Origin of the sequence: Alysiella crassa DSM 2578, from assembly GCF_000745955.1 — a bacterium.
Taxonomy (GTDB): domain Bacteria; phylum Pseudomonadota; class Gammaproteobacteria; order Burkholderiales; family Neisseriaceae; genus Simonsiella; species Simonsiella crassa.
Genome location: NZ_JQKH01000046.1, coordinates 1 through 19,948 on the forward strand (window position 1 = coordinate 1; position 19,948 = coordinate 19,948).

17 protein-coding genes and 2 tRNA genes are annotated in these 19,948 nt (G+C 46.8%); 12 read left to right on the forward strand and 7 right to left on the reverse strand.

Annotation, left to right across the window (positions count from 1 at the left end; all coding sequences use genetic code 11):
* The first annotated feature begins 176 nt into the window (after positions 1 to 176).
* Both Q338_RS13760 and Q338_RS07785 read left to right on the forward strand, forming a co-directional pair.
* A complete protein-coding gene (locus Q338_RS13760; RefSeq protein ID WP_051968549.1) occupies positions 177 to 641 on the forward strand; it encodes a hypothetical protein in 465 nt (154 codons plus the stop codon).
* A gap of 66 nt (positions 642 to 707) precedes the next feature.
* Complete coding sequence (locus Q338_RS07785) at positions 708 to 2,135, forward strand: hypothetical protein (protein ID WP_034293894.1); 1,428 nt, start codon at positions 708 to 710, stop codon at positions 2,133 to 2,135.
* Between the two features lie 101 nt (positions 2,136 to 2,236).
* Here the strand turns inward: Q338_RS07785 and tsaD are convergent, their stop codons facing one another.
* On the reverse strand, positions 2,237 to 3,325 hold the full coding sequence (gene tsaD / locus Q338_RS07790; RefSeq protein WP_034293896.1) for a tRNA (adenosine(37)-N6)-threonylcarbamoyltransferase complex transferase subunit TsaD: 1,089 nt from the start codon (positions 3,323 to 3,325) through the stop codon (positions 2,237 to 2,239).
* Between the two features lie 288 nt (positions 3,326 to 3,613).
* Here tsaD and Q338_RS07795 point away from each other — a divergent pair, with 288 nt between their 5' ends.
* Together Q338_RS07795 and Q338_RS07800 are read left to right on the forward strand one after the other, a co-directional pair.
* Positions 3,614 to 4,354 (forward strand): tetratricopeptide repeat protein, encoded by a 741-nt coding sequence (locus tag Q338_RS07795; RefSeq protein ID WP_051968550.1) that lies wholly within the window; start codon positions 3,614 to 3,616, stop codon positions 4,352 to 4,354.
* A 250-nt stretch (positions 4,355 to 4,604) separates the two neighbouring features.
* Entirely contained in the window at positions 4,605 to 5,927 is a 1,323-nt protein-coding gene (locus Q338_RS07800; RefSeq protein WP_034293919.1) for a GTPase/DUF3482 domain-containing protein, read from the forward strand.
* A 275-nt stretch (positions 5,928 to 6,202) separates the two neighbouring features.
* Here Q338_RS07800 and Q338_RS07805 read toward each other — a convergent pair whose 3' ends face one another.
* Positions 6,203 to 6,679 carry an Lrp/AsnC family transcriptional regulator gene (locus Q338_RS07805; protein WP_034293899.1) on the reverse strand — a complete coding sequence of 159 codons (477 nt, stop codon included), beginning with the start codon at positions 6,677 to 6,679 and terminating at the stop codon, positions 6,203 to 6,205.
* Between the two features lie 227 nt (positions 6,680 to 6,906).
* Positions 6,907 to 8,259, reverse strand: coding sequence for a transcription termination factor Rho (gene rho, locus Q338_RS07810; RefSeq protein ID WP_034293922.1), 1,353 nt, complete (start codon positions 8,257 to 8,259; stop codon positions 6,907 to 6,909).
* A gap of 366 nt (positions 8,260 to 8,625) precedes the next feature.
* Between rho and Q338_RS07815 the strand changes: the two genes are divergently transcribed.
* From Q338_RS07815 to Q338_RS13770, 6 genes are all read left to right on the forward strand, one after another.
* On the forward strand, positions 8,626 to 9,234 hold the full coding sequence (locus Q338_RS07815; RefSeq protein WP_051968551.1) for a toxin-antitoxin system YwqK family antitoxin: 609 nt from the start codon (positions 8,626 to 8,628) through the stop codon (positions 9,232 to 9,234).
* Positions 9,235 to 9,465: 231 nt separating this feature from the next.
* Entirely contained in the window at positions 9,466 to 10,542 is a 1,077-nt protein-coding gene (gene prfA / locus Q338_RS07820; RefSeq protein ID WP_034293901.1) for a peptide chain release factor 1, read from the forward strand.
* 49 nt (positions 10,543 to 10,591) lie between these two features.
* A complete protein-coding gene (locus Q338_RS07825) occupies positions 10,592 to 11,101 on the forward strand; it encodes a hypothetical protein (RefSeq protein WP_034293903.1) in 510 nt (169 codons plus the stop codon).
* A 59-nt stretch (positions 11,102 to 11,160) separates the two neighbouring features.
* Positions 11,161 to 11,724, forward strand: a complete 564-nt coding sequence (locus tag Q338_RS13765; protein ID WP_051968552.1) for a hypothetical protein — start codon at positions 11,161 to 11,163, stop codon at positions 11,722 to 11,724.
* Positions 11,725 to 11,796: 72 nt separating this feature from the next.
* Positions 11,797 to 12,231, forward strand: a complete 435-nt coding sequence (locus Q338_RS07835) for a SixA phosphatase family protein (protein WP_034293906.1) — start codon at positions 11,797 to 11,799, stop codon at positions 12,229 to 12,231.
* Between the two features lie 38 nt (positions 12,232 to 12,269).
* On the forward strand, positions 12,270 to 13,205 hold the full coding sequence (locus Q338_RS13770) for a GIY-YIG nuclease family protein (RefSeq protein ID WP_051968553.1): 936 nt from the start codon (positions 12,270 to 12,272) through the stop codon (positions 13,203 to 13,205).
* Positions 13,206 to 13,533: 328 nt separating this feature from the next.
* Here the strand turns inward: Q338_RS13770 and mutS are convergent, their stop codons facing one another.
* Positions 13,534 to 16,281: a DNA mismatch repair protein MutS gene (gene mutS, locus Q338_RS07845; protein ID WP_034293908.1), complete on the reverse strand. Its 2,748-nt coding sequence runs from the start codon at positions 16,279 to 16,281 to the stop codon at positions 13,534 to 13,536.
* Positions 16,214 to 16,465 (reverse strand): hypothetical protein, encoded by a 252-nt coding sequence (locus Q338_RS14495; RefSeq protein WP_147293690.1) that lies wholly within the window; start codon positions 16,463 to 16,465, stop codon positions 16,214 to 16,216. Before Q338_RS14495 ends, mutS begins: the two co-directional genes overlap by 68 nt.
* Here Q338_RS14495 and Q338_RS07850 point away from each other — a divergent pair.
* The gene (locus Q338_RS07850; RefSeq protein WP_034293910.1) at positions 16,464 to 17,690 is read left to right on the forward strand and encodes an MFS transporter; all 1,227 of its coding nucleotides are present in this window, start codon (positions 16,464 to 16,466) and stop codon (positions 17,688 to 17,690) included. The genes Q338_RS14495 and Q338_RS07850 overlap by 2 nt on opposite strands.
* Positions 17,680 to 19,512, forward strand: coding sequence for a trehalase family glycosidase (locus Q338_RS07855; RefSeq protein WP_034293913.1), 1,833 nt, complete (start codon positions 17,680 to 17,682; stop codon positions 19,510 to 19,512). Before Q338_RS07850 ends, Q338_RS07855 begins: the two co-directional genes overlap by 11 nt.
* A gap of 146 nt (positions 19,513 to 19,658) precedes the next feature.
* Here Q338_RS07855 and Q338_RS07860 read toward each other — a convergent pair.
* Positions 19,659 to 19,735, reverse strand: a tRNA-Asp gene (locus Q338_RS07860).
* Positions 19,736 to 19,778: 43 nt separating this feature from the next.
* A tRNA-Val gene (locus tag Q338_RS07865) sits at positions 19,779 to 19,854 on the reverse strand.
* Positions 19,855 to 19,948 lie beyond the last annotated feature (94 nt).

The window sequence follows — 19,948 nt, forward strand, 5'->3', positions numbered from 1 at the left end:
CACAATATTTAAATTATTCAGTCATTTGGTGCGCACGGCGCACCCTACATGATTTGTGATTGGAAAAATTGTCGTGTACTGAAAGGCTGCCTGAATTTGTTTTGTCCTTGAATATTGACTTGTTTTGATTTAAAATTTAAACAATTGATTTATTTTTGAAAAAGCGATTTATTTTTATGCGAGCTGTGATTGTGTTGGGGCTGATGGGTATCAGCAGTTTGGCGTATGCGCAAGATTGGACAAATGTAAAAGTGTGGAAAACCGCAGGCAAAAGTGCCTATTCGGATATACCGCCCAATTTGCGTTTAGAAAAAGTACACATTTTTTACCCACGCACCCAAAAATTATCCCCCGAAATTAATGAAAAAGCCCACAAACGTAAACCAAACATTCCAATAGAAACCGAACCCGAATACGATGTGGAAAATATTAGCGAAAAACAAATTGAGGAATGGGTAAGCAGCACATTTCTCGCCAAACACACCATTACCGACACAGAACGCACACGCCGCAGCGCATGCCAAATCGCCCACGAAGAACTCCAACAAGCCACCCAAACCCAAAACACCGCCGCGATGCAGCAAGCCGAAGCGCAAGTGGTACAACATTGCGTGGACGATATTCAGGCTGCCGCTTTTTAATTTGGCTAATTATTTATTTGCTTAACTTTTTTACACACAACTGTCTTGATAGATGAGAAACACAAAATGAAAACTTCTTTTTATTTGAAAACATTATCCACCATTTTATTGAGTGCGACTTTAGCGGTGGCGCAGGCTGCCCCTGTACCGATTGCAGCAGGTTTGGGCAAATCGGGCGGTGCAACCAGCCATGGCGACACGCTGTCGTCTGACACCAGCCCTTTGCGCGGTCCGAAAAATTCGTCTCGTGCGCCACAGTTGATTTCGCTGTCGGCAGCTTGCCCGAATTTGATGGTGCTGTCGGACGGCAAAGTGATGGCGATGTGCGTGGACTACATCACGCGCAACCCCAAACTGACTTTGCTGGACAAAGACGGTAAAGTTTTGACCAACATCATGCTCACGTCCGCCAGCTTACTCGGTAGCGTATATGCTTACGCCAATGAACGCGATGAAGTGATTTTTGTAGATGGATACCATAATCTCATTTCCATACGCGCACAAAACCAAAATGGTAAATGGGTACTGCACAAAAATCCATTTGGTCAAATTCATTTAGCACGTCATGTGTTGGGGCATTGCAAGAAATCGGGTTGCGACAGCGTGGTTGCCATCAACCCTGGTAGCGAAGCCGATGATGTTTGGTTTGTCACGCAAGGTGGCGTGGTGGGCGTGGTTAATCGCAAAACCAAAAAAATCATCAGCCATAAAGTAGGTAACGGCGAAATGGTGGCAAACTCATTTTCCACCGCTTCCAATAATCGTGCGGCGGTCGTAACCACCCATGCTTTGTATTTATTGCAAAAAGAAAATGGCAAAATCAGCACAAAATGGCGTCAAGCCTACGACCGTGGCATTGCGCGTAAACCAGGGCAGTTGAGCTGGGGTTCGGGCGCGACACCCACATTCTTTGGCACCAATGCCACGCAAGATGAATTTGTTACGATTACCGACAACGCCAAACGCATGAATTTGCTAGTTTATCAAAATGATAATACGGGCAGAGAAATTTGCAAAGTGCCTTTGTTTGGCGACAATAATTCGGGTACAGAAGATTCATCCATTGCCTACGGTCGTGCGATTGTAACCAGCTCAACTTATGGTTATCCTTACCCGAAATACCCCGATGGTGCAGGCAAATCCATTCCTGAAAAAGCCCCCTTTATTGGCGGCATCACGCGCGTGGACGTGAAACCCGACAATTCAGGCTGCGTAACCAAATGGACAAGTGATTTACGTTCGGCGGCATTGCCTAAATTGTCTGTGCCTGATAATTTGATTTACACGATTGAACGCACAGGTCCTTCTGACAATGCTACTGCTTTGGACAGCTACCATTTTGTTACTCTAGATTGGGAAACGGGCGCGGTACGCAGTAAGAAATTCTGGAGTTTTGGCTTGTTGTCTAATCCATTGCAAACGGTGGGCAATGTGGGTTTGGACAATAGTTATTGGCAAGGCACAATGAACGGGATTATTCGCGTCTTACCCTAATATTGAATATTTCATTTTGATTTAAAAAAAGATTTTCAGGCTGCCTATTGAATAAAATAGGCAGCCTGAAATATTTTTATTGATTAATTGCGCAATAATTTTCAGGCAGCCTGCACATTCTCGCGCACAATCTCACGCAACGACCAACGCGGTTTCACATCAAATGCCCCAGCCCGTTGCGCCTGCGCCACTTTATGCTGCAAACGCATTGCGCCTGCAAACGCAATCATCGCGCCATTATCCGTGCAAAGCGGAAGCGGCGGAAAATAAGTCTGCACCCTTTCAAGCTGCCCTTTGGGTGTGGACTGTACAGTTAAATTGGCTAATTCTTCGCGCAATTTCCAGTTTGCACCCACGCCGCCCGCCACCACCAAACAGCGAAATCCCGTTTGCAACAACGCCCGTTTAGCTTTTGCCACCAACACGTCCACCACCGCGTCTTGAAAGGCGCGGCAAATATCATTGCGCGTTTGTTCGGGCAACGTGTCTGTGGGCGATAAATTCAGTTCCGCCCGCGTTTTTTCTACTGCCGTCAGCACCGCCGTTTTCAAGCCCGAAAAACTCATTTGTAAATCAGGGCTGTGCAACATAGGGCGTGGGAAACTGAATGTTTCAGGCTGCCCCAGTTTCGCATATTGCGACAAAATCGCCCCTGCTGGATAGGGCAAACCAATCAGTTTTCCTGTTTTATCAAAGGCTTCCCCAGCCGCATCATCTACTGTTTCGCCGAGCAATTCGTAATCGCCAAAATCGCGCACCGCCATAAATTGCGTGTGTCCGCCCGACACCAGCAGCGCGACAAAGGGAAATTCAGGCACCTCGTCCGCCAAAAGCGGCGACAATAAATGCCCTTCCAAATGATGAATGGGCAACACAGGCTTGTCCAGCGCAAACGCCAAGGCGTTGGCATACGCCGAACCCGCCAACAAGGCACCACCCAAACCCGGCCCTTGCGTGTAGGCAATCGCATCTAAATCACTGTATTGCAAGCCACTTTCTTGCAAGGCAGCCTGCGTGAGCGGCACCAGTCGGCGAATATGGTCGCGGCTGGCAAGCTCTGGCACCACGCCGCCGTATTCAGCGTGCATTGCCATTTGCGTGTGCAACTGGTTGGCAATTAAGCCTTTTTCTGTGTCGTAAATAGCGATACCTGTTTCATCGCACGAACTTTCTATTCCTAATACTATCATGTTGATTTCTTTGCAAATATATTTTTCAGGCTGCCTTATCATAATACACAATAAAATTTCTGTAGGGTGCGTATTACGCACCAAAATACCAAGTAATTTGAATGATTTGGTGCATGGTACGCACCCTACATTATTAGGTGTTAGTAAAAATGCTTGTAGTGCTTTCAGGCTGCCTGAAATTAAATCTTTAAATAATAAAACACACCAAATTTTACGCGAAAACCCACTTTCAGGCAGCCTGAAAATGGGTTTACAATTAAATCATTCAATCAAAAAAGGAAAACCTTTATGCGAGTCTCTGCCCTATTTGCGGCGTTGGTGTTGGCGGCGCAATTTGCTCATGCCGCGCCCGATGTGTTCACCCTACAAACCCAAGCCATGCGCGGCGACATGATGGCACAATACCAATTAGCCCAATATTATCAACAACAAGACGAATACAGCCAAGCCGAAACATGGTTTGAACAAGCCGCCAAACAAGGCTACGCCCCCGCCCAAACCCAATTTGCATGGTATCGCTACGCCGTGCAAGATTATGATTCCGCCGCCCAATGGTATGCCGCCGCCGCCGAACAGGGCGACGCGGAAGCGCAATTCAATATGGGTTTGCTGCACGAGCGCGGCGATGGTGTGGCGCAAGACGGACAAACCGCTCTCAATTGGTATATGCAAGCCGCCGCGCAACATTATCCACAAGCACAAACTCGTTTAGGCTGGCTGCATGAACAAGGCGTATATGTCGGCAAAAGCAGCGTTCAGGCTGCCAAATGGTACGAAAAAGCGGCAAAATCGGGTTATGCAGACGCGCAATTTAATCTCGCCGCCATGCACGATGAACAGGGCAATTATCGCACCGCCGCTACATGGTACGCCAAAGCTGCCGCACAAAATCATGCCAAATCTGCGTTTAATTTAGCCGTTTTGTATCAACAAGGTTTGGGCGTGAAAAAAGATTCTGCGAAAATGCGCGAATTATTGCAACAAGCCGCACGTTTGGGTTTGGAAGAAGCGGAAGCAGCATTGAAATAATTTCAGGCTGCCTGACAGTACACGACAATTTTACCAACGCCAAATATGTAGGGGGCGCCCTACGAGAATTTTTGTCGTGTACTGAAAGGCTACCTGAAAATATTGGCTAAAATGGCTAACTGTGAGCTGTGCAGCGTGGTACGCGGCGCAACGCGTGTCCAACGCAATTATATATCGCCAATTTTTCTGTTTTCAGGCTGCCTGAAAACTCACTTCCTAAATTAACCAATTGAAAAATTTAAAAAACAAAATGACCAATAATCTCAAACTCGCCGTAGTCGGACACACGAATACGGGTAAAACTTCACTGATGCGTACTTTGCTGCGCGACACGCAATTTGGCGAAGTCAAAAACGCCGCCGCCACCACCCGCCATGTGGAAGAAGCATGGATAGGCGAATGGGTACGCCTATACGACACCCCTGGCTTGGAAGACGCAGGCGGCGTATTAGATTGGCTGGAGCAAAACACGTCCAACCAAATTGATGGCATTGAGCGACTGCAACAATTTCTCGCCAGCCCCGCCGCCGCGCAGGAATTTTCCCAAGAAGCCAAAGTGTTGCGCCAATTATTGCAAAGCGATTGTGCCTTGTATGTGATTGACGCGCGTGAACCCGTGTTGCCCAAATACAAAGACGAATTGACCGTATTATCGTGGTGCGCCAAGCCGATTATGCCCGTGTTTAATTTCACCGCAGGGCGTGATTTAAGCGATTGGCAAACCATGTTGGCGCGGCGCGTGTTGCACGTTTCCAGCGCGTTTGATACGGTGGCGTTTGATTTTAATGGCGAAATTCAATTGTGGGACAATTTGGCAACCATGCTGCCTGAACGCAGCCTGTTGGACACACTCATCGCCCATCGCCGCTACGAATGGGCGCGTTTGGACACAGACGCGCGTTTGCTGATTGCCCATTTTTTGCTGAACGTGGCGGCGTATCGGCAAACATTCGCCACCGAAGCCGTTTTGACCGAAAAACAAGCCGAAATGCAAACCATAGTGCGCCAAGCAGAACGCCATTTACATAAACAATTGCTTGATTTATATCAATTTTATAATAATGAATTGCACGGCACCGATTGGGCAATGCAAGCCTTTCGCCAAGACCCGTTTGACAGCGAATTATTGTTGCAATATGGCATACGCACAGGTAAAGGCTTGGCGACTGGCGCGGCGGTGGGTTTGGGATTTGATGTTTTGACGGCGGGTTTGTCTTTGGGCATGGGGACGGTGGTCGGCAGCCTGATTGGCAGCATTATTCCAAATATTCAAACCATTAGCGATAAAATCACAGGCACACAAACACTGTGGGTGGATTCGGCGGCTTTAACCGTATTGGCGGCGCGCGCGTGTGAATTATTGGCGATGTTGCAAGCTCGCGGACACGCGGCGCAAGATGAATTGGCATTGCGTGGCGAATTCAACGCGTGGGCAGCAAATAAATTGCCCGATGAATTGCAAAAAGCACGGCGCAAAACCGAGTGGTCGCAATGGAACGGTGGCACAGTTGCCGCCGCGCAAAAAGAACGCGCCGAAGCCGCGCAAAGATTGGCAGAACGCTTGCAGTTTTAATATCACGGCAGAGTGCCGAACATACCAAACATTTGAATAATTTAAATATTATATAGTCGTAGAAATGAAAATGCAGGACAAGGCGACAACGCCCGCCGTGTACGAATAGTACATAAGGGCGTTGGCAACGCCGTACTGCTTTTTCAGTTCTACGACTATAGTGAATTTGGTGCGCACGGCACACCCTACGTTTACTCACATTCAAAATACAGGCAGCCTGAAAACCATTGTTTTGGCTTTCAGGCTGCCTGTATAATATTATTTAGCTAATTCAATTAAATATTTAAATGATCTAAAGGCAATGAAGTTGTGTTTTTCACTTCTTTCAATACAAAGCTGGATTTTGCGTCCAAAACACAAGTATGTGAAAGCAAATCATTGAGTACAAAATGGGAAAATGCGTTCATATCGGTAAAAAAGGCATGCAATAAATAATCCGTTTCCCCCGTCAGCGCGTAGCAGCTCAACACGGCATCCCATTTTTGCACCGCATTGGCAAATTCTTCTCGTGCGTCCGCCGCTTTGTTAATGGACACGCGAATAAATACTTGCAAACCTAAACTCAACTCCACAGGCGACAACAGCGCGGCATAACGGCGAATCAAACCCGATTCTTCCAATTGTTTCAAACGGCGCAAGCACGGCGATGGCGACAATGCCACCCGCTCCGACAATTCCACATTGCTCAAACGCCCATTTTCTTGTAAAACTTGCAGGATTTTTAAATCCGTTTTGTCTAGTGTCAGTTGCATTTGACAACTCCTTTCATTGTTCTAAACAAACCTTATCATAAACTAACATGATTTAAAGCACAATAGGTTACAAAATCTAATTTCCTTAAAATTAAAAGTTATTTTTCACATTACTTTTCGTTATATATTGATTTTACAAATTTACACAATAAAACAAAGGGCTAAAATATTCAGGCAGCCTGAAAAGCATTGTTTTGGCTTTCAGGCTGCCTGATAAATTTGAAATTTTATGATGGCTGCTTGGGTTTGCGACCACGCGGAGAACGCGCTGGACTCGCGGCAGCCGCAACATTGTTGGACGAGCCAGCCGAACTGGACGAACCACCGCCGCGCATTTCATCAAAAAATTCGTCATTGCTTTTGGTTTTTTTGACTTTGTCCAATAAAAATTCTGCCGCTTCAATATCGTCCATGCCGTGCAGCATGCGGCGCAACGCCCACATTCTTTGCAATTGCTCTTGTGGCACGAGCAATTCTTCGCGGCGCGTACCCGATTTGTTAATATTAATCGCTGGGAACACGCGCTTTTCAGCCAGCCTGCGTTCCAAATTCAGCTCCATATTGCCTGTGCCTTTGAATTCTTCAAAAATCACATCGTCCATGCGGCTGCCCGTGTCCACCAGCGCGGTGGCGATAATGGTCAGCGAACCACCCTCTTCCACATTTCGCGCCGCACCGAAAAAGCGTTTGGGGCGGTGCAAGGCGTTGGCGTCCACGCCGCCCGTCAGCACTTTGCCAGAAGTCGGCACAACGGTGTTGTACGCCCGCGCCAAACGCGTAATGCTGTCCAGCAAAATCACGACATCTTTTTTATGTTCCACCATGCGTTTGGCTTTTTCAATCACCATTTCGGCAACTTGAACATGGCGTTGCGCGGGTTCATCAAAAGTGGACGAGACGACTTCGCCGCGCACACTGCGGGTCATTTCGGTAACTTCTTCGGGGCGTTCATCAATCAGCAAAACGATTAATTCTACATTGGGATTATTCGCCGTAATCGCGTGCGCCACATTTTGCAACATCACGGTTTTACCCGTTTTCGGCGGCGCAACCAGCAAAGCGCGTTGTCCCAAACCAATCGGCGAAATCAGGTCAATAATGCGCCCTGTGATGTTTTCTTCTGCCACGATGGGGCGTTCCAATTTCAATTGGCGATTGGGAAACAGGGGGGTTAAATTTTCAAATAAAACTTTATGGCGAGAAGTTTCGGGGTCATCGCCATTAATACTGTCCACGCGCACAAGGGCGAAGTATTTTTCATCGTTTTTTGGGGTGCGGACGGTGCCTTCAATCGTGTCGCCCGTGTGCAAATTAAAGCGGCGAATTTGATTGGGCGACACATAAATATCGTCTGGGCAAGCCAAATACGATGTGGCGGAGCTACGCAAGAAACCATAACCATCGGGCAGCGTTTCCAGCGTACCCGAACAGATAAATTCTTGTCCATTTTTCATTAATTCGCGCACAATGGTAAAGACAAGGTCTTGTTTTCTTAAGCGGTTTGCGTTTTCAATGCCCATTTGTTCGGCTTGAGCGATGAGTTCGGTAATGTGTTTGGTTTGAAGTTCTGAAACGTGCATGATGGTGTTATTCAATATAGAAATTTGAAGCATTTCAGGCTGCCTGAAAACAATAAAATTCAGTAAAAATTGGAAAAAGCTGCCTGAAATGGCTGGAAAATGAGAAAGTGGTATTTTAAGAATAATTTGTTATTTTGTCTATTTTTTTGTTTGCAAAACGATTTTTCAATGACCCATTATAGGGTATTGTGTAATAAAGGCAGCCTGAAAATCTGATTTTGTAAACATATTCGCCTTAAAATCCACCAAACTGTTGCGTATTTACATCAGGCAAAGTTTAGAAATGTTAAGTCGCCCTGTGCTGTGATGGGCTTCTGCTAGAATGGGCTGGACTTTTTTGTTTAAATTCAAAGGAAAAAACCTATTATGCTGGCAATGAAATGGTTTCAGGCAGCCTTATTGAGTGCGGTGTTGGTGCAGGGCGCGGCGGCGGCAAATGTGAATGTGAATATTTCGGCAAATCCGCAGGCTGCCTTACCAAAAAACACGGTGTTTCCCACTGATGGTCAGTTTACGCAAAATTATGATAATGGTGCGCGTAAATTATTGGCACATTTCAAAAATGGGCTGCTGGACGGCGAATTGACACGCTGGTTTGACAATGGCAATAAGGCGCAAGAATTGCATTTTGTGGGCGGCAAATTACACGGCATGGGCATGATGTGGTACAAAAACGGGCAGCCTTTTAGCGAAAAGCATTTTGAGCATGATGTGGAACACGGCACATCTACCGCATGGTATGAAAATGGTCAGAAAAAACAAGAATTAACCATGAAACATGGCGAAATCGTTACGCAAATCACTTGGGATAAACAGGGGAAATTAACGTCTGAATTTTCTCTGCAACAGGGCAAACGCACGGGCGTGGCGTTGGGCTGGTATGAAAATGGCAATAAGCGCAGCGAGCGTGTGTTTGAAAATGGGGAATTGATATTGGAACAAAGTTGGGACGAAAATGGGGAATTGATTCAGTAAATTGGGTTTTCAGGCTGCCTGAATTTTTGGGGCAGCTTTTTTTATTGGGTACGCGTATAATTTGCGCCATTTTTCCACTTTTTATTTTGTTTCAGGCTGCCTGAAAAGACACGGCAAAATTCATGTAGGGTGCGTATTACGCACCGAAATACCACATGATTTGAATGATTTGGTGCGAGGTAGGCACCCTATTGTCAAACCCAACAGGCAGCCTGAACGTGAATGTAAACCATGAAACCCAGTATTCTCAATAAATTACAAATCCTGTCCGAGCGTTTGGAAGAAGTAACCGCCCTGCTCGGTTCGCCCGAAGCCGTGTCTGATATGGAAAATTACCGCAAACTCAACCAAGAACATTCGGAACTCACACCCATTGTGGAGACCTATCAGGCATACCGTTTGGCACAAAGCGATTTGGCGGACGCGCAAGAGATGTTGTCCGACCCCGATATGAAAGATTTTGCCGCCGAAGAAATTCAGGCAGCCAAAGACAAAATTGAAACCCTTGATTTTGAATTACAAAAATTGCTCCTACCCAAAGACGCAGACGATGACAAAAACATTTTCATTGAAATTCGCGCAGGCACAGGCGGCGATGAAGCGGCTTTGTTTGCAGGCGATTTGTTGCGTATGTATGTGCGCTATGCCGAACGCCATCGTTGGCAAACCGAAATCGTCTCCGCCAGCGAAAGCGATTTGGGCGGCTACAAAGAAGTCATCGTGCGCTTGGCAGGCGTGGGCGCGTATGGCAAATTGAAATTTGAAAGCGGCGGACACCGCGTTCAGCGCGTACCCGCAACGGAAAGCCAAGGGCGCATTCACACGTCCGCTTGCACCGTTGCCGTGATGCCCGAAGCAGACGAATTGGAAGAAATCCAATTAAACGCCAATGATTTACGCATCGACACTTTCCGCGCCAGTGGTGCAGGCGGTCAGCACATCAACAAAACGGATTCAGCCGTCCGCATTACCCATTTGCCCACAGGCATGGTGGTGGAATGCCAAGACGGTCGCAGCCAACACGCCAACAAAGCCCAAGCCATGAAAGTGTTAGCCGCCCGTTTGAACGACATGCAAAAACGCGAAGCCCAAGCCAAAGAAGCCGCCGAACGCAAATCCCTGATTGGCAGTGGCGACCGCAGCGAGCGCATTCGCACCTACAATTACCCACAAGGGCGCGTTACCGACCACCGCATCAATTTGACTTTGCACAAGCTGGATTTTGTGATGGACGGTGATATGGAAGAAATCACGTCCGCGCTGATTGCCGAACATCAGGCGGAATTGTTGGCGGCAATGGGGGATTGATTGTTTTGCCCACCGCTAGGTGTTTCAGGCAGCCTGAAAAGGAAAATACATGATTTTAATAAAGAAAATATTATTTGAAATCATTAAATTGATTTTATTTATCCTGATTTGGTGGGGTATGGCGACAATAAGCGAATGGCAAATGCCACTCAAAAGTCGCCCCGTTACCCAAACTGAATTTTTCCGATTCTGTGTGTTGGTTGATGGCAAAATCCAATCGCAAAGTTTGCAGGATTACAAAAAAGGTCAAGATGTTTTGTGCCACACACCCGTGCCTGATGATGGAAATGGTTGGTTTAATTACAAATATTATTTTGACATCACACCCGCACAAACTTATCGCTTAATCAGTTACGCCGATAGCCCTGCTGACCCTTATATTTACCACTATCGCATTGAAAATCAAGAAATTGTACCGATTGATGTGCAATACGGTGGTTTGATGAATCAAATGGCTGCTTGGTTTTATGGTTTGATTTTAACGATGATATTGTGGGCGGTGGGATACAGATTGTATTTAAGGTATTTCAGGCAGCCTGAACGCCCTAGCGTACGGTAAAATGTGGGGTACAACTTGTTGCACCATATCAGTAACACATTGTTTGAAATGGATAAATTATGGATAAAAATTTCGCCATTGAAATGAAACAACACGCTTTAAAATCCATAGAACATTTGTCTGCCATTTTGCATTTGCCGCAATTTGACACATTGCCGCCCGAATTACACGCCCAATTAAAACGAAATATCGGCGTATTGATTGGCGAAACACAAATGACGATTTTGGAAGAAATTTACCGTTTTTATCCCGAATTGGACAATTTGAACCAACCCACTTTACCCAATGGCATTGCACCACACGAAGGCAAGGAATTGGCATTGATGTTGGCGGGGAAAAAGCAAGCGGCTTTGTTTTCCGAATGTTTGCCTGCGGATTTTTTGCCGTATTTGGAAAATGGTACATTTGGTTTACACACCTTTTTTCACACGATGAATGCGGATTTTGTTTTCCCCAGTTTTATTATTTTCAAACCCGAATACAAAACCCAAGCCGATGAATTAATGTCTATTTTACAAAATCAAAGCGCAGGTTTTCACGCCGAAACCGAACGGCGAATTGGACAATTATTGGCTTATGAAGATTGGCAAATTGAAGCGTGGATTCAGCATTGGCAAAAATGATTTTGCTTTTGTAAAATACGATTTCTCAGGCAGCCTGAAAATCTAACCTATTAAATTAAAAAGTAAAAACACATGAAACTTATCCTATGGCGACACGCCGAAGCAGAAATCGGCACAGGCGATGATTTGGCGCGAACCCTTACGCCCAAAGGTCATCAACAAGCCCAAATCGCCGCCGAAAAAATCAACAAAATTCTGCCCAAACAAGCGATTATCTGCGTATCTCAAGCCAGCCGCAGCCAACAAACCGCCGCTTATTTGCAACGCCCCACCCACACATTACCCGAACTCAATCCCGATGTTTCGGCAACCAGTTTATTACCAATTATTCAATCTTATCAATCAGATGATTGCGTGGTATGGGTCGGGCATCAGCCTTGGATTGGCGATTTGGGCGCGTATTTGCTCACGGGCGCGTGGGCGAGCGTGTGGGTGAAAAAAGGCGCGTTTTGGGAATTGGACAGCACGCCCGATATGTGGAAATTGCGGCGCGTGGTGAGCAGCTAATTTCAGGCTGCCTGAACAATTTAAAATAAGGAAATTTTATGAGTAAACAAGCACTTGGTTGGGTGTATATTCTCACCAATCCCGCTTTTAAAGAAGGCATGATAAAAATCGGTTTCACCAGCCGCGACACGCCGCAGGAACGCGCCGCCGAATTGTCGGGCGCAACAGGCGTACCCACCGCGTTTACGGTGGTGTGGGCGGCGCGTATGCCAGACGCGCAAGCGGTGGAAGGCAAAGTCCACAAAATTTTACAAACCAAACGCTCCAATCATAACCGCGAATTTTTTGAATGCAGCATTGCCGAAGCCATTGATATGATTGAAACCGTGGCAGGCAAAACCATTGTCGCCAAACAAGATAATCGCAAAAAAAACAATTCAACCCCACCCCAAAACAACAGGCAGCCTGAAAAAGTGAATCCCCCTAAAAAACCCTACCCCACCACCCAGTCATCAGCCAAACGCAAAACCCCTCCCAGCACCAAAGCCAAAAACAAAGGCGGCGTGTTGAAATTTTTGCTGGGTTTGGCGGTGGTGTTTTTGTTGGCGATGTTGGTGATTGGTTGGTTTGTGGAAAAGCGTGAAGTGGCGCAACCCGTCTCGTCTGCCAACAAAAACATCGCCACCGCGACCGCCACGCAAACCCCACCCAAAACCAGCACCCCAGTTCCACCAAGCGAAACCACCACCCCACAGCAGCCCGCACAACGCGAAAACACCCCCAATCCGCAACGTCAAACCGAATGGCGCGATTCTGTGCAAGATGTGCAATTGGCGTGGGACAAAATTTCCACCGATATTCAAAAAGATTTACACGCCGAACAGCAAGCGTGGGAACACAAAAAAGCGCAAATTTGCGAACAAGAAGCCAAAATGGGCGGTCATAAAACCGAAATGGAAAATCATCGCATGGCGTGTGAAATCAAGTGGAATGCGGAACGCACGCAATATTTGCGCGGTTTCAGTATTCGCTAAACAAACTGCTTGCAAAATTAGGCAAATTTCCCTATAATACGAAACAGGTTCGGTCGCCACCCGCCCATACACCAGCGACCGAACTTAGACCCCACAGAGGACACCGCCAACCCCTTCTCTGTGGGGTCGCCTTTTGTCTATCATCTATTTAAATTAGGCAGCCTGAAATGCGTTTCAGGCTGCCTAAATTCTTAAATTATAGTCAATCCATTTAAAAATAGGACAAGTGTAGGGTGCAACTTGTTGCACCATTTTTCTTATAAAACATGGATTTGGTGCAACAAGTTGCACCCTACATAGTGTCCTATTTTGTATTTGATTCACTATATTATTTATTCAATAAATTTTTCAACTCATACACCAAATCCAAAGCCTGCCGCGCCGTCAATTCATCGGGATTGATTGAATTTAATTTTTCCACAATCAGGCTGCCTGAAACATGCTCCGTTTCATCTTCATCATTATCCCATTCGGGTTCGGCAAATAAATCCAATTGCCTGTCCGAATTCTGATTTTCCAATGATTTCAACTGCTTTTGTGCCGCTTTCAAGGCGCGTGGCGGCAAACCTGCCAATTTTGCCACCGCAATGCCATAACTTTTCTCCGCCGCACCATCTTGCACATTATGAAGAAAAACAATATCTTGTCCCTGCTCCAACGCCGACAAATGCCGATTAAACGCGCCTTCGTATTTTTCAGGCAGCCTTGTTAATTCAAAATAATGCGTGGCAAACAACGTGAGAGATTGATTTTTCTGCAACAAATGTTCCGCAATCGCATGCGCCAGAGCCAAACCGTCAAATGTGGACGTGCCACGCCCCACTTCGTCCATTAAAACAAGCGATTGCGGCGTGGCGTGGTGCAAAATATACGCCGTTTCCGACATTTCCACCATAAACGTAGAACGGTTGCCCGCCAAATCATCGCTCGCGCCAATGCGGGTAAAAATCTGGTCAATTTTGCCAATAAGTGCTTGTTCTGCTGGCACAAAACAGCCCGTGTGCGCCAACAACACAATCAACGCCACCTGCCGCATATAAGTGGATTTACCGCCCATATTCGGACCCGTCAGCAAACACACGCGCTGCGCCGAATCCAGCCGCGTATCATTGGGCGTAAATCGCGTAAGCTGTTGTTCCACCACAGGATGTCGCCCCGCCACAATGCTCAATTCCGCGCCATCGCTAAATTGCGGCATGGTGTAGCCATACTGCTGCGCCGTGTGCGCGAAACTGCACAACACGTCCAAAGTCGCCGCCGCTTTCGCCGCCTGCTGCAACACATTTAAGGCAGCCTGCAACTGGGTAAGTAATTGTTCATACAATACTTTTTCCAATGCCAACGCTTTATCTTGCGCCGCCAAAAATTTGTCTTCAAACGCTTTCAATTCGGGCGTGATAAATCGCTCGGCATTTTTCAGCGTTTGGCGGCGTTGATAATCGCTAGGTGCTTGTTCTGCCTGATTTTTTGATAATTCAATATAAAAACCATGCACGCGATTAAATTCCACTTTCAACGTGGACAATTGCGTGCGCTCGCGTTCACGCTGCTCCAATTCGCGCAAAAAATCATCGCCATGCGTTTGCAAATGGCGCAATTCATCTAACTCATTGTTATAATGATGGTTTATTACGCCACCATCTTTCAGCCACACCGATGGTTCAGGCAATAAGGCAGCCTGCAATAATTCGCCCACCGCTTGCGTTTGCGGAAAACACGCCGCCAATGTGTCCAATAAACTGCTGTTTGGTAAACGAATTTTTTGTAAAACCAGCAAACCATCGCGCAACGCCGACAAATCACGCGGTCGCGCCGTCCCCAAAGCAATTCGCGCGGCAATGCGTTCCATATCGGGAATGTGTTTCAGGCTGCCTGAAAGTTCCTCGCGCGATTGTGGATTGTGTGGATACATTTTTGGTGGCGCGGCACTTGCTCCCTCCCCCGACTGGCGGGGGAGGGTTGGGGGGGGGGGGGCACTTTCGGGCGCAAGCAAATTCGCATTATCCTCGCTGTCTTGCCCCCACCCTAGCCCTCCCCCGTTGAGGACGGGGGAGGGAACAAATTGCAGGCTGCCTGAAAACGAGTTGCCCGAAATCAAGGCTTGCACCGCGTCCAAACGCGCCTGAATATGCCCACGATGGCGCAAAGGGTGGTGCAACCAATGCGCCAACAAACGACTACCCATATGCGTAACACATTCATCTAAAACCGAAAACAGCGTAGGCGATTTTTTGCCACTCAAAGTGGCGGTGATTTCCAAATTGCGCCGCGTTGCCGCGTCCAACGCGATAAACTGGTTTTCCGTTTCCAAAGTCAGCGCGTCCATGTGGGGTGGAAGCTGATTTTGTGTTAATTTCAAATAGTTAAGCAATGCACCTGCCGCCGAAATCGCCGCCGAATGCTCGTCTAAATCCAAACCAAAACCGCGTAAATCTTGGCTAGCAAAATATTCGGTTAATAATTTAAATGCGGTATCGGGTGCAAATTGCCATGAGTTCAAACGGCTAATGGGGATTTTTGGGCAATTTTCAGGCAGCCTGAAATGGGAATCGCACAATAATTCCGCCACATTCAGCCGCGCCAATTCGTCCACTAATTTATTGATTTCAATGATTTTTACCCGAAATTCGCCGCTTTCCAATGCCGCCCACGCCAAGGCACTTTGTTTTTTGCCAACAAATAAGGCGGCGACACGGTTGGTTTCCTTATCTTCCAACAGCGCGGAATCGGTCAGCGTGCCAGCCGTTACAATGCGCACGACTTTGCGCTCCACGATTTTTGCCGCGCCCACTTCGCCCACCTGCTCGCAAATCGCCACGCTGCAACCGAGTTTGACCAATTTCGCCAAATGCTGCTCCACCGCGTGATACGGCACGCCCGCCATTTTGATGGCTTCGCCATTGTGTTGCCCGCGCGTGGTGAGCGTGATGTCCAATAATTTCGCTGCCTGCACCGCATCATCAAAAAACAATTCGTAAAAATCGCCCATGCGGTAAAACACCAGCTTGTCAGCGTGTTCGGCTTTGATGGCGAGATATTGTTGCATCATCGGTGATGGCGGTTTGGTGGCGGTCATGGTGTGTTCCTGTGAATGAAAATGCGCGGATTTTACGAGATTTCAGGCTGCCTGAAAAATATTCGCACCATTTTTTATGATTATTTTTATTTTGATTAAAAATGACACCGATGTCATAAACTTCGTTATAATACCAATTATTCATCTTACTATTTTTCTCTTCTTCACCAAAGGAATGTGCCATGAAACATTTTCCCATTAAATTGGCATTGTTTATCAATTACTTTGTCTTTGCCATTTTGCTCAATAGCGTGGGCATTGTGATTCAACAATCGCTTGCCAACTACGGCGTTTCCGCCACCGAAGCCAGTATTTTGGAAGCATTTAAAGATTTGCCGATTGCGATTGTGTCGTTTTTCGTTGCTTCATTTTTGCCGAAATTTGGTTACAAAAACAGCATGTTACTTGGATTGGCATTGGTGTTTGCAGGCTGCCTGACCATGTATTTGGGTAACTCGTTTGGCAGCAGCAAAATCCTGTTTTTAACGATTGGCGTGGCATTTGCCTTTATCAAAGTGTCCGTGTATTCCATGATAGGCTTGTTCACCAACAGCAAGGAAGAACACAACAGTTTCATGAGTTCCATTGAAGGCTTTTTCATGATAGGCATTGCGTCCGCCTATTTCCTGTTCCCCGCGTTTTTTGACGCAAACGACCCCAATGGCTGGCTGCGCGTGTATTTGCTGTTGGCGGCTTTGGTGGCGGTGGCATTTTTTCTGTTGCTGTTTACCAAAGTGGAGGTGGAAACACCCAAATCTTCAGGCAGCCTGTCCGATGATTTTGTTGGTATGTTGAAAATGGCGGCATTGCCTTTGACCATTTTCTTTGTATTGAGCGCATTCTGTTTTGTGATGGTGGAACAAGGCATCATGACTTGGCTGCCCACTTTCAATCAAAAAGTTTTGTCTTTAAATGAAACTTTGAGTGTGCAAATGGCGAGCATTTTGGCATTGTCATTGGCGGCTGGGCGTTTTTTGGCGGGGCAGTTGGTTAAAAAAATCCATTGGCTGACTTTGCTGATTGGCTGCCTATTGGCGGCGGCTGCGGTGGTGGTGTTTGTGTTGCCATCAGCTTTGAACGCCAACCCACAAACCATTCATTCATTTAGTGATATTCCTGCGATTGGCTTTATTTTCCCTTTAATTGGCTTGTTTATTGCGCCAATTTACCCCTTGATTAGTTCGGCAACTTTGTCCGCCTTGCCCAAACATTTGCACAGCCCAATGACGGGTTTGATTGTGATTTTCTCCGCGTTAGGCGGTACGATTGGTTCGCGCATTATTGGCATGTTGTTTGAAAATGTGGGTGGCGCACAAGCGTTTTATTTCATGTTAATTCCGATTGCGATTTTGATTGTTTCATTGATTTTGTTGAACAAATTCATTAAAGGATACGGCAATGCAGCTTAAAATCAACCGCGACCAAATCTTAAACGACTTATTGGCGCAACAATCCACGCAAGGCACGCGCACCATTACCATTGACGACACGGGCAACAAACAATTTACCGTGTTTGGCGAAAATGGCGAATCATTTGAAGTCAAAGGCACTTATTATTTAGCCAATTTATTGCAAGAAGTTTGGCTGGGCAATGGCGAATTGGACACCGAAAAAGTGTTGATGAAACCATTGGAACGCGTTGATTATTTAATGAAAAATCATTATTGGAACGTGTTGAGCCGCCGCATGAATGCCGACAATGTGCTTGCCAATTTGTTTGACGAAAAACGCAGCAGCGAAAAATCCTATTTGTATGTGCCAGCCGCCGATGTGGACGGTTTGGCGTACTATCACCGCATTACCGCGCAATACGACAATATTGAGATTATTGAGCTGCCTGCGCCACCGTATTCTGCTGATTTATTGAAAGAAATTGATGAAAAAGCAGGCTTATTGGCATTGAAATACGATAAGGAAACCGACCAACCTTTGCCCTATGTCGTACCAGGGGGGCGGTTTAATGAAATGTATGGCTGGGACAGCTATTTCATCGGCTTGGGCTTAATGGCGCATGACCAATACGAATTGGCGCGGGGCATGTTGGAAAACATTGCCTATCAAATCAAATACTACGGCAAAATGTTGAACGCCAACCGCAGCTATTATTTAACGCGCTCGCAGCCACCGTTTTACACGCCCTATTTAGCCGCCTTTTACCGCCAATATGCCGACAGGCTGCCTGAAAATTGGCTGGCGGAACATTTGGCAATCGCCATTCAGGAATACGAACAGGTTTGGCAAAACCCGAACACGCATTATTTTGCCGACATCGGTTTGAACCATTATTTTGACGAAGGTGTAGGTCGCCCCAAAGAAACCGAAGAAGGGCATTTTCGCGTGATTTTGCAGCAATTTGCCGACAAACACGGCATGAATTGGCAAGATTTTGAGCGCGAATACGATTCAGGCAGCCTGAAAGAACCCGAGCTAGACCGCTATTTTGAACACGACCGCGCCATGCGCGAAAGCGGACACGACACCACCACCCGTTTGGACGATGTGTGTGCCGACACCGCTTGTGTGGATTTGAACGCCATTTTGTATCGCGTGGAAGCGGATATTGCCCAATTATTATTGGAATATTATCCACAAGGTTTTGAATTTGCAGGACAAACTTATTCGTACGACCGCTTTTTTGAATACGCAGAAAAACGCTATCTCGCCATGCAGCAATATTTGTGGAACGAAGCGGACGGCACATTCTATGATTACAACCATTTGACGAAAAAGCAAAATGCGTTTGTATCCGCCAGCAATTTGTTTCCACTTTGGGCGAAGGCGTGCAGCCCCACGCAAGCCAAACGCGCGGTAGCCAGCCAGTTGCCGCAACTGTTGCGCGTGGGTGGCATTGCGTCCACCGCCCCCATTTCAGGCAGCCTGAATGTGGAACGCCAATGGGATTATCCCTACGGCTGGGCACCGCACCAAATTTTGATTTGGGAAGGTTTGCAACATTTTGGTTTTGCTGATGAAATGTACCAAGCGGCGTTTGCGTGGGTGCAGACCATTGTCCGCGCAACGGTGGAATACAACGGTTTGATTCCCGAAAAATTCAACGTGGAGCAAAGTTCGCACAAAACCAATGTGGAATATGGCAATGTGGGGGCGGTGTTTGACTATGTGCCAGCAGGCGGTTTTGGTTGGACGAATGCGTCTTTGATTTTGGGTATTGCAAAATTGACCCAAGCGCAGAAAGATGAATTGAATACGCTGGCAGATTCAACGGTTTGATTTTCATCGTTAAAAAACATTCAGGCAGCCTGAAAAATGCGTTTCAGGCTGCCTGTTTTGAGTTTAGCGTATCATATCCGAAAAAAATGCCCTTTGAGTAAACTCAAAGGGCTAATCTTGAAAGGATTATACAATGAAAAAACTTTTGGCGCGGTGGACGGGGCTCGAACCCGCGACCACTGGCGTGACAGGCCAGTACTCTAACCAACTGAGCTACCACCGCAACCGAAAAATAACCGACCGCCGTTAAAGCGACCGATAAAAACTGGTGGGTGATGACGGAGTCGAACCGCCGACATTCTGCTTGTAAGGCAGACGCTCTACCAACTGAGCTAATCACCCGATTTATTTCGCCACATCAGCGAAAACAGAATTAAACCAAATTTCGGCTCGCCACGCAAGCATTTTCTTGAAAAAAATTTACATGATTTTATAT

What these genes read in the sequence shown, in the direction of transcription:
- Q338_RS07855 (WP_034293913.1), top strand. Translation starts at nt 17,680, where the DNA reads ATGCAGCTTAAAATCAACCGCGACCAAATCTTAAACGACTTATTGGCG.
- Q338_RS07785 (WP_034293894.1), top strand. Translation starts at nt 708, where the DNA reads ATGAAAACTTCTTTTTATTTGAAAACATTATCCACCATTTTATTGAGT.
- Q338_RS13770 (WP_051968553.1), top strand. Translation starts at nt 12,270, where the DNA reads ATGAGTAAACAAGCACTTGGTTGGGTGTATATTCTCACCAATCCCGCT.
- Q338_RS07815 (WP_051968551.1), top strand. Translation starts at nt 8,626, where the DNA reads ATGCTGGCAATGAAATGGTTTCAGGCAGCCTTATTGAGTGCGGTGTTG.
- Q338_RS07805 (WP_034293899.1), bottom strand. Translation starts at nt 6,679, where the DNA reads ATGCAACTGACACTAGACAAAACGGATTTAAAAATCCTGCAAGTTTTA.
- Q338_RS13765 (WP_051968552.1), top strand. Translation starts at nt 11,161, where the DNA reads ATGGATAAAAATTTCGCCATTGAAATGAAACAACACGCTTTAAAATCC.
- mutS (WP_034293908.1), bottom strand. Translation starts at nt 16,281, where the DNA reads ATGACCGCCACCAAACCGCCATCACCGATGATGCAACAATATCTCGCC.
- Q338_RS07850 (WP_034293910.1), top strand. Translation starts at nt 16,464, where the DNA reads ATGAAACATTTTCCCATTAAATTGGCATTGTTTATCAATTACTTTGTC.
- rho (WP_034293922.1), bottom strand. Translation starts at nt 8,259, where the DNA reads ATGCACGTTTCAGAACTTCAAACCAAACACATTACCGAACTCATCGCT.
- tsaD (WP_034293896.1), bottom strand. Translation starts at nt 3,325, where the DNA reads ATGATAGTATTAGGAATAGAAAGTTCGTGCGATGAAACAGGTATCGCT.
- Q338_RS14495 (WP_147293690.1), bottom strand. Translation starts at nt 16,465, where the DNA reads ATGGCACATTCCTTTGGTGAAGAAGAGAAAAATAGTAAGATGAATAAT.
- Q338_RS13760 (WP_051968549.1), top strand. Translation starts at nt 177, where the DNA reads ATGCGAGCTGTGATTGTGTTGGGGCTGATGGGTATCAGCAGTTTGGCG.
- prfA (WP_034293901.1), top strand. Translation starts at nt 9,466, where the DNA reads ATGAAACCCAGTATTCTCAATAAATTACAAATCCTGTCCGAGCGTTTG.
- Q338_RS07795 (WP_051968550.1), top strand. Translation starts at nt 3,614, where the DNA reads ATGCGAGTCTCTGCCCTATTTGCGGCGTTGGTGTTGGCGGCGCAATTT.
- Q338_RS07800 (WP_034293919.1), top strand. Translation starts at nt 4,605, where the DNA reads ATGACCAATAATCTCAAACTCGCCGTAGTCGGACACACGAATACGGGT.
- Q338_RS07825 (WP_034293903.1), top strand. Translation starts at nt 10,592, where the DNA reads ATGATTTTAATAAAGAAAATATTATTTGAAATCATTAAATTGATTTTA.
- Q338_RS07835 (WP_034293906.1), top strand. Translation starts at nt 11,797, where the DNA reads ATGAAACTTATCCTATGGCGACACGCCGAAGCAGAAATCGGCACAGGC.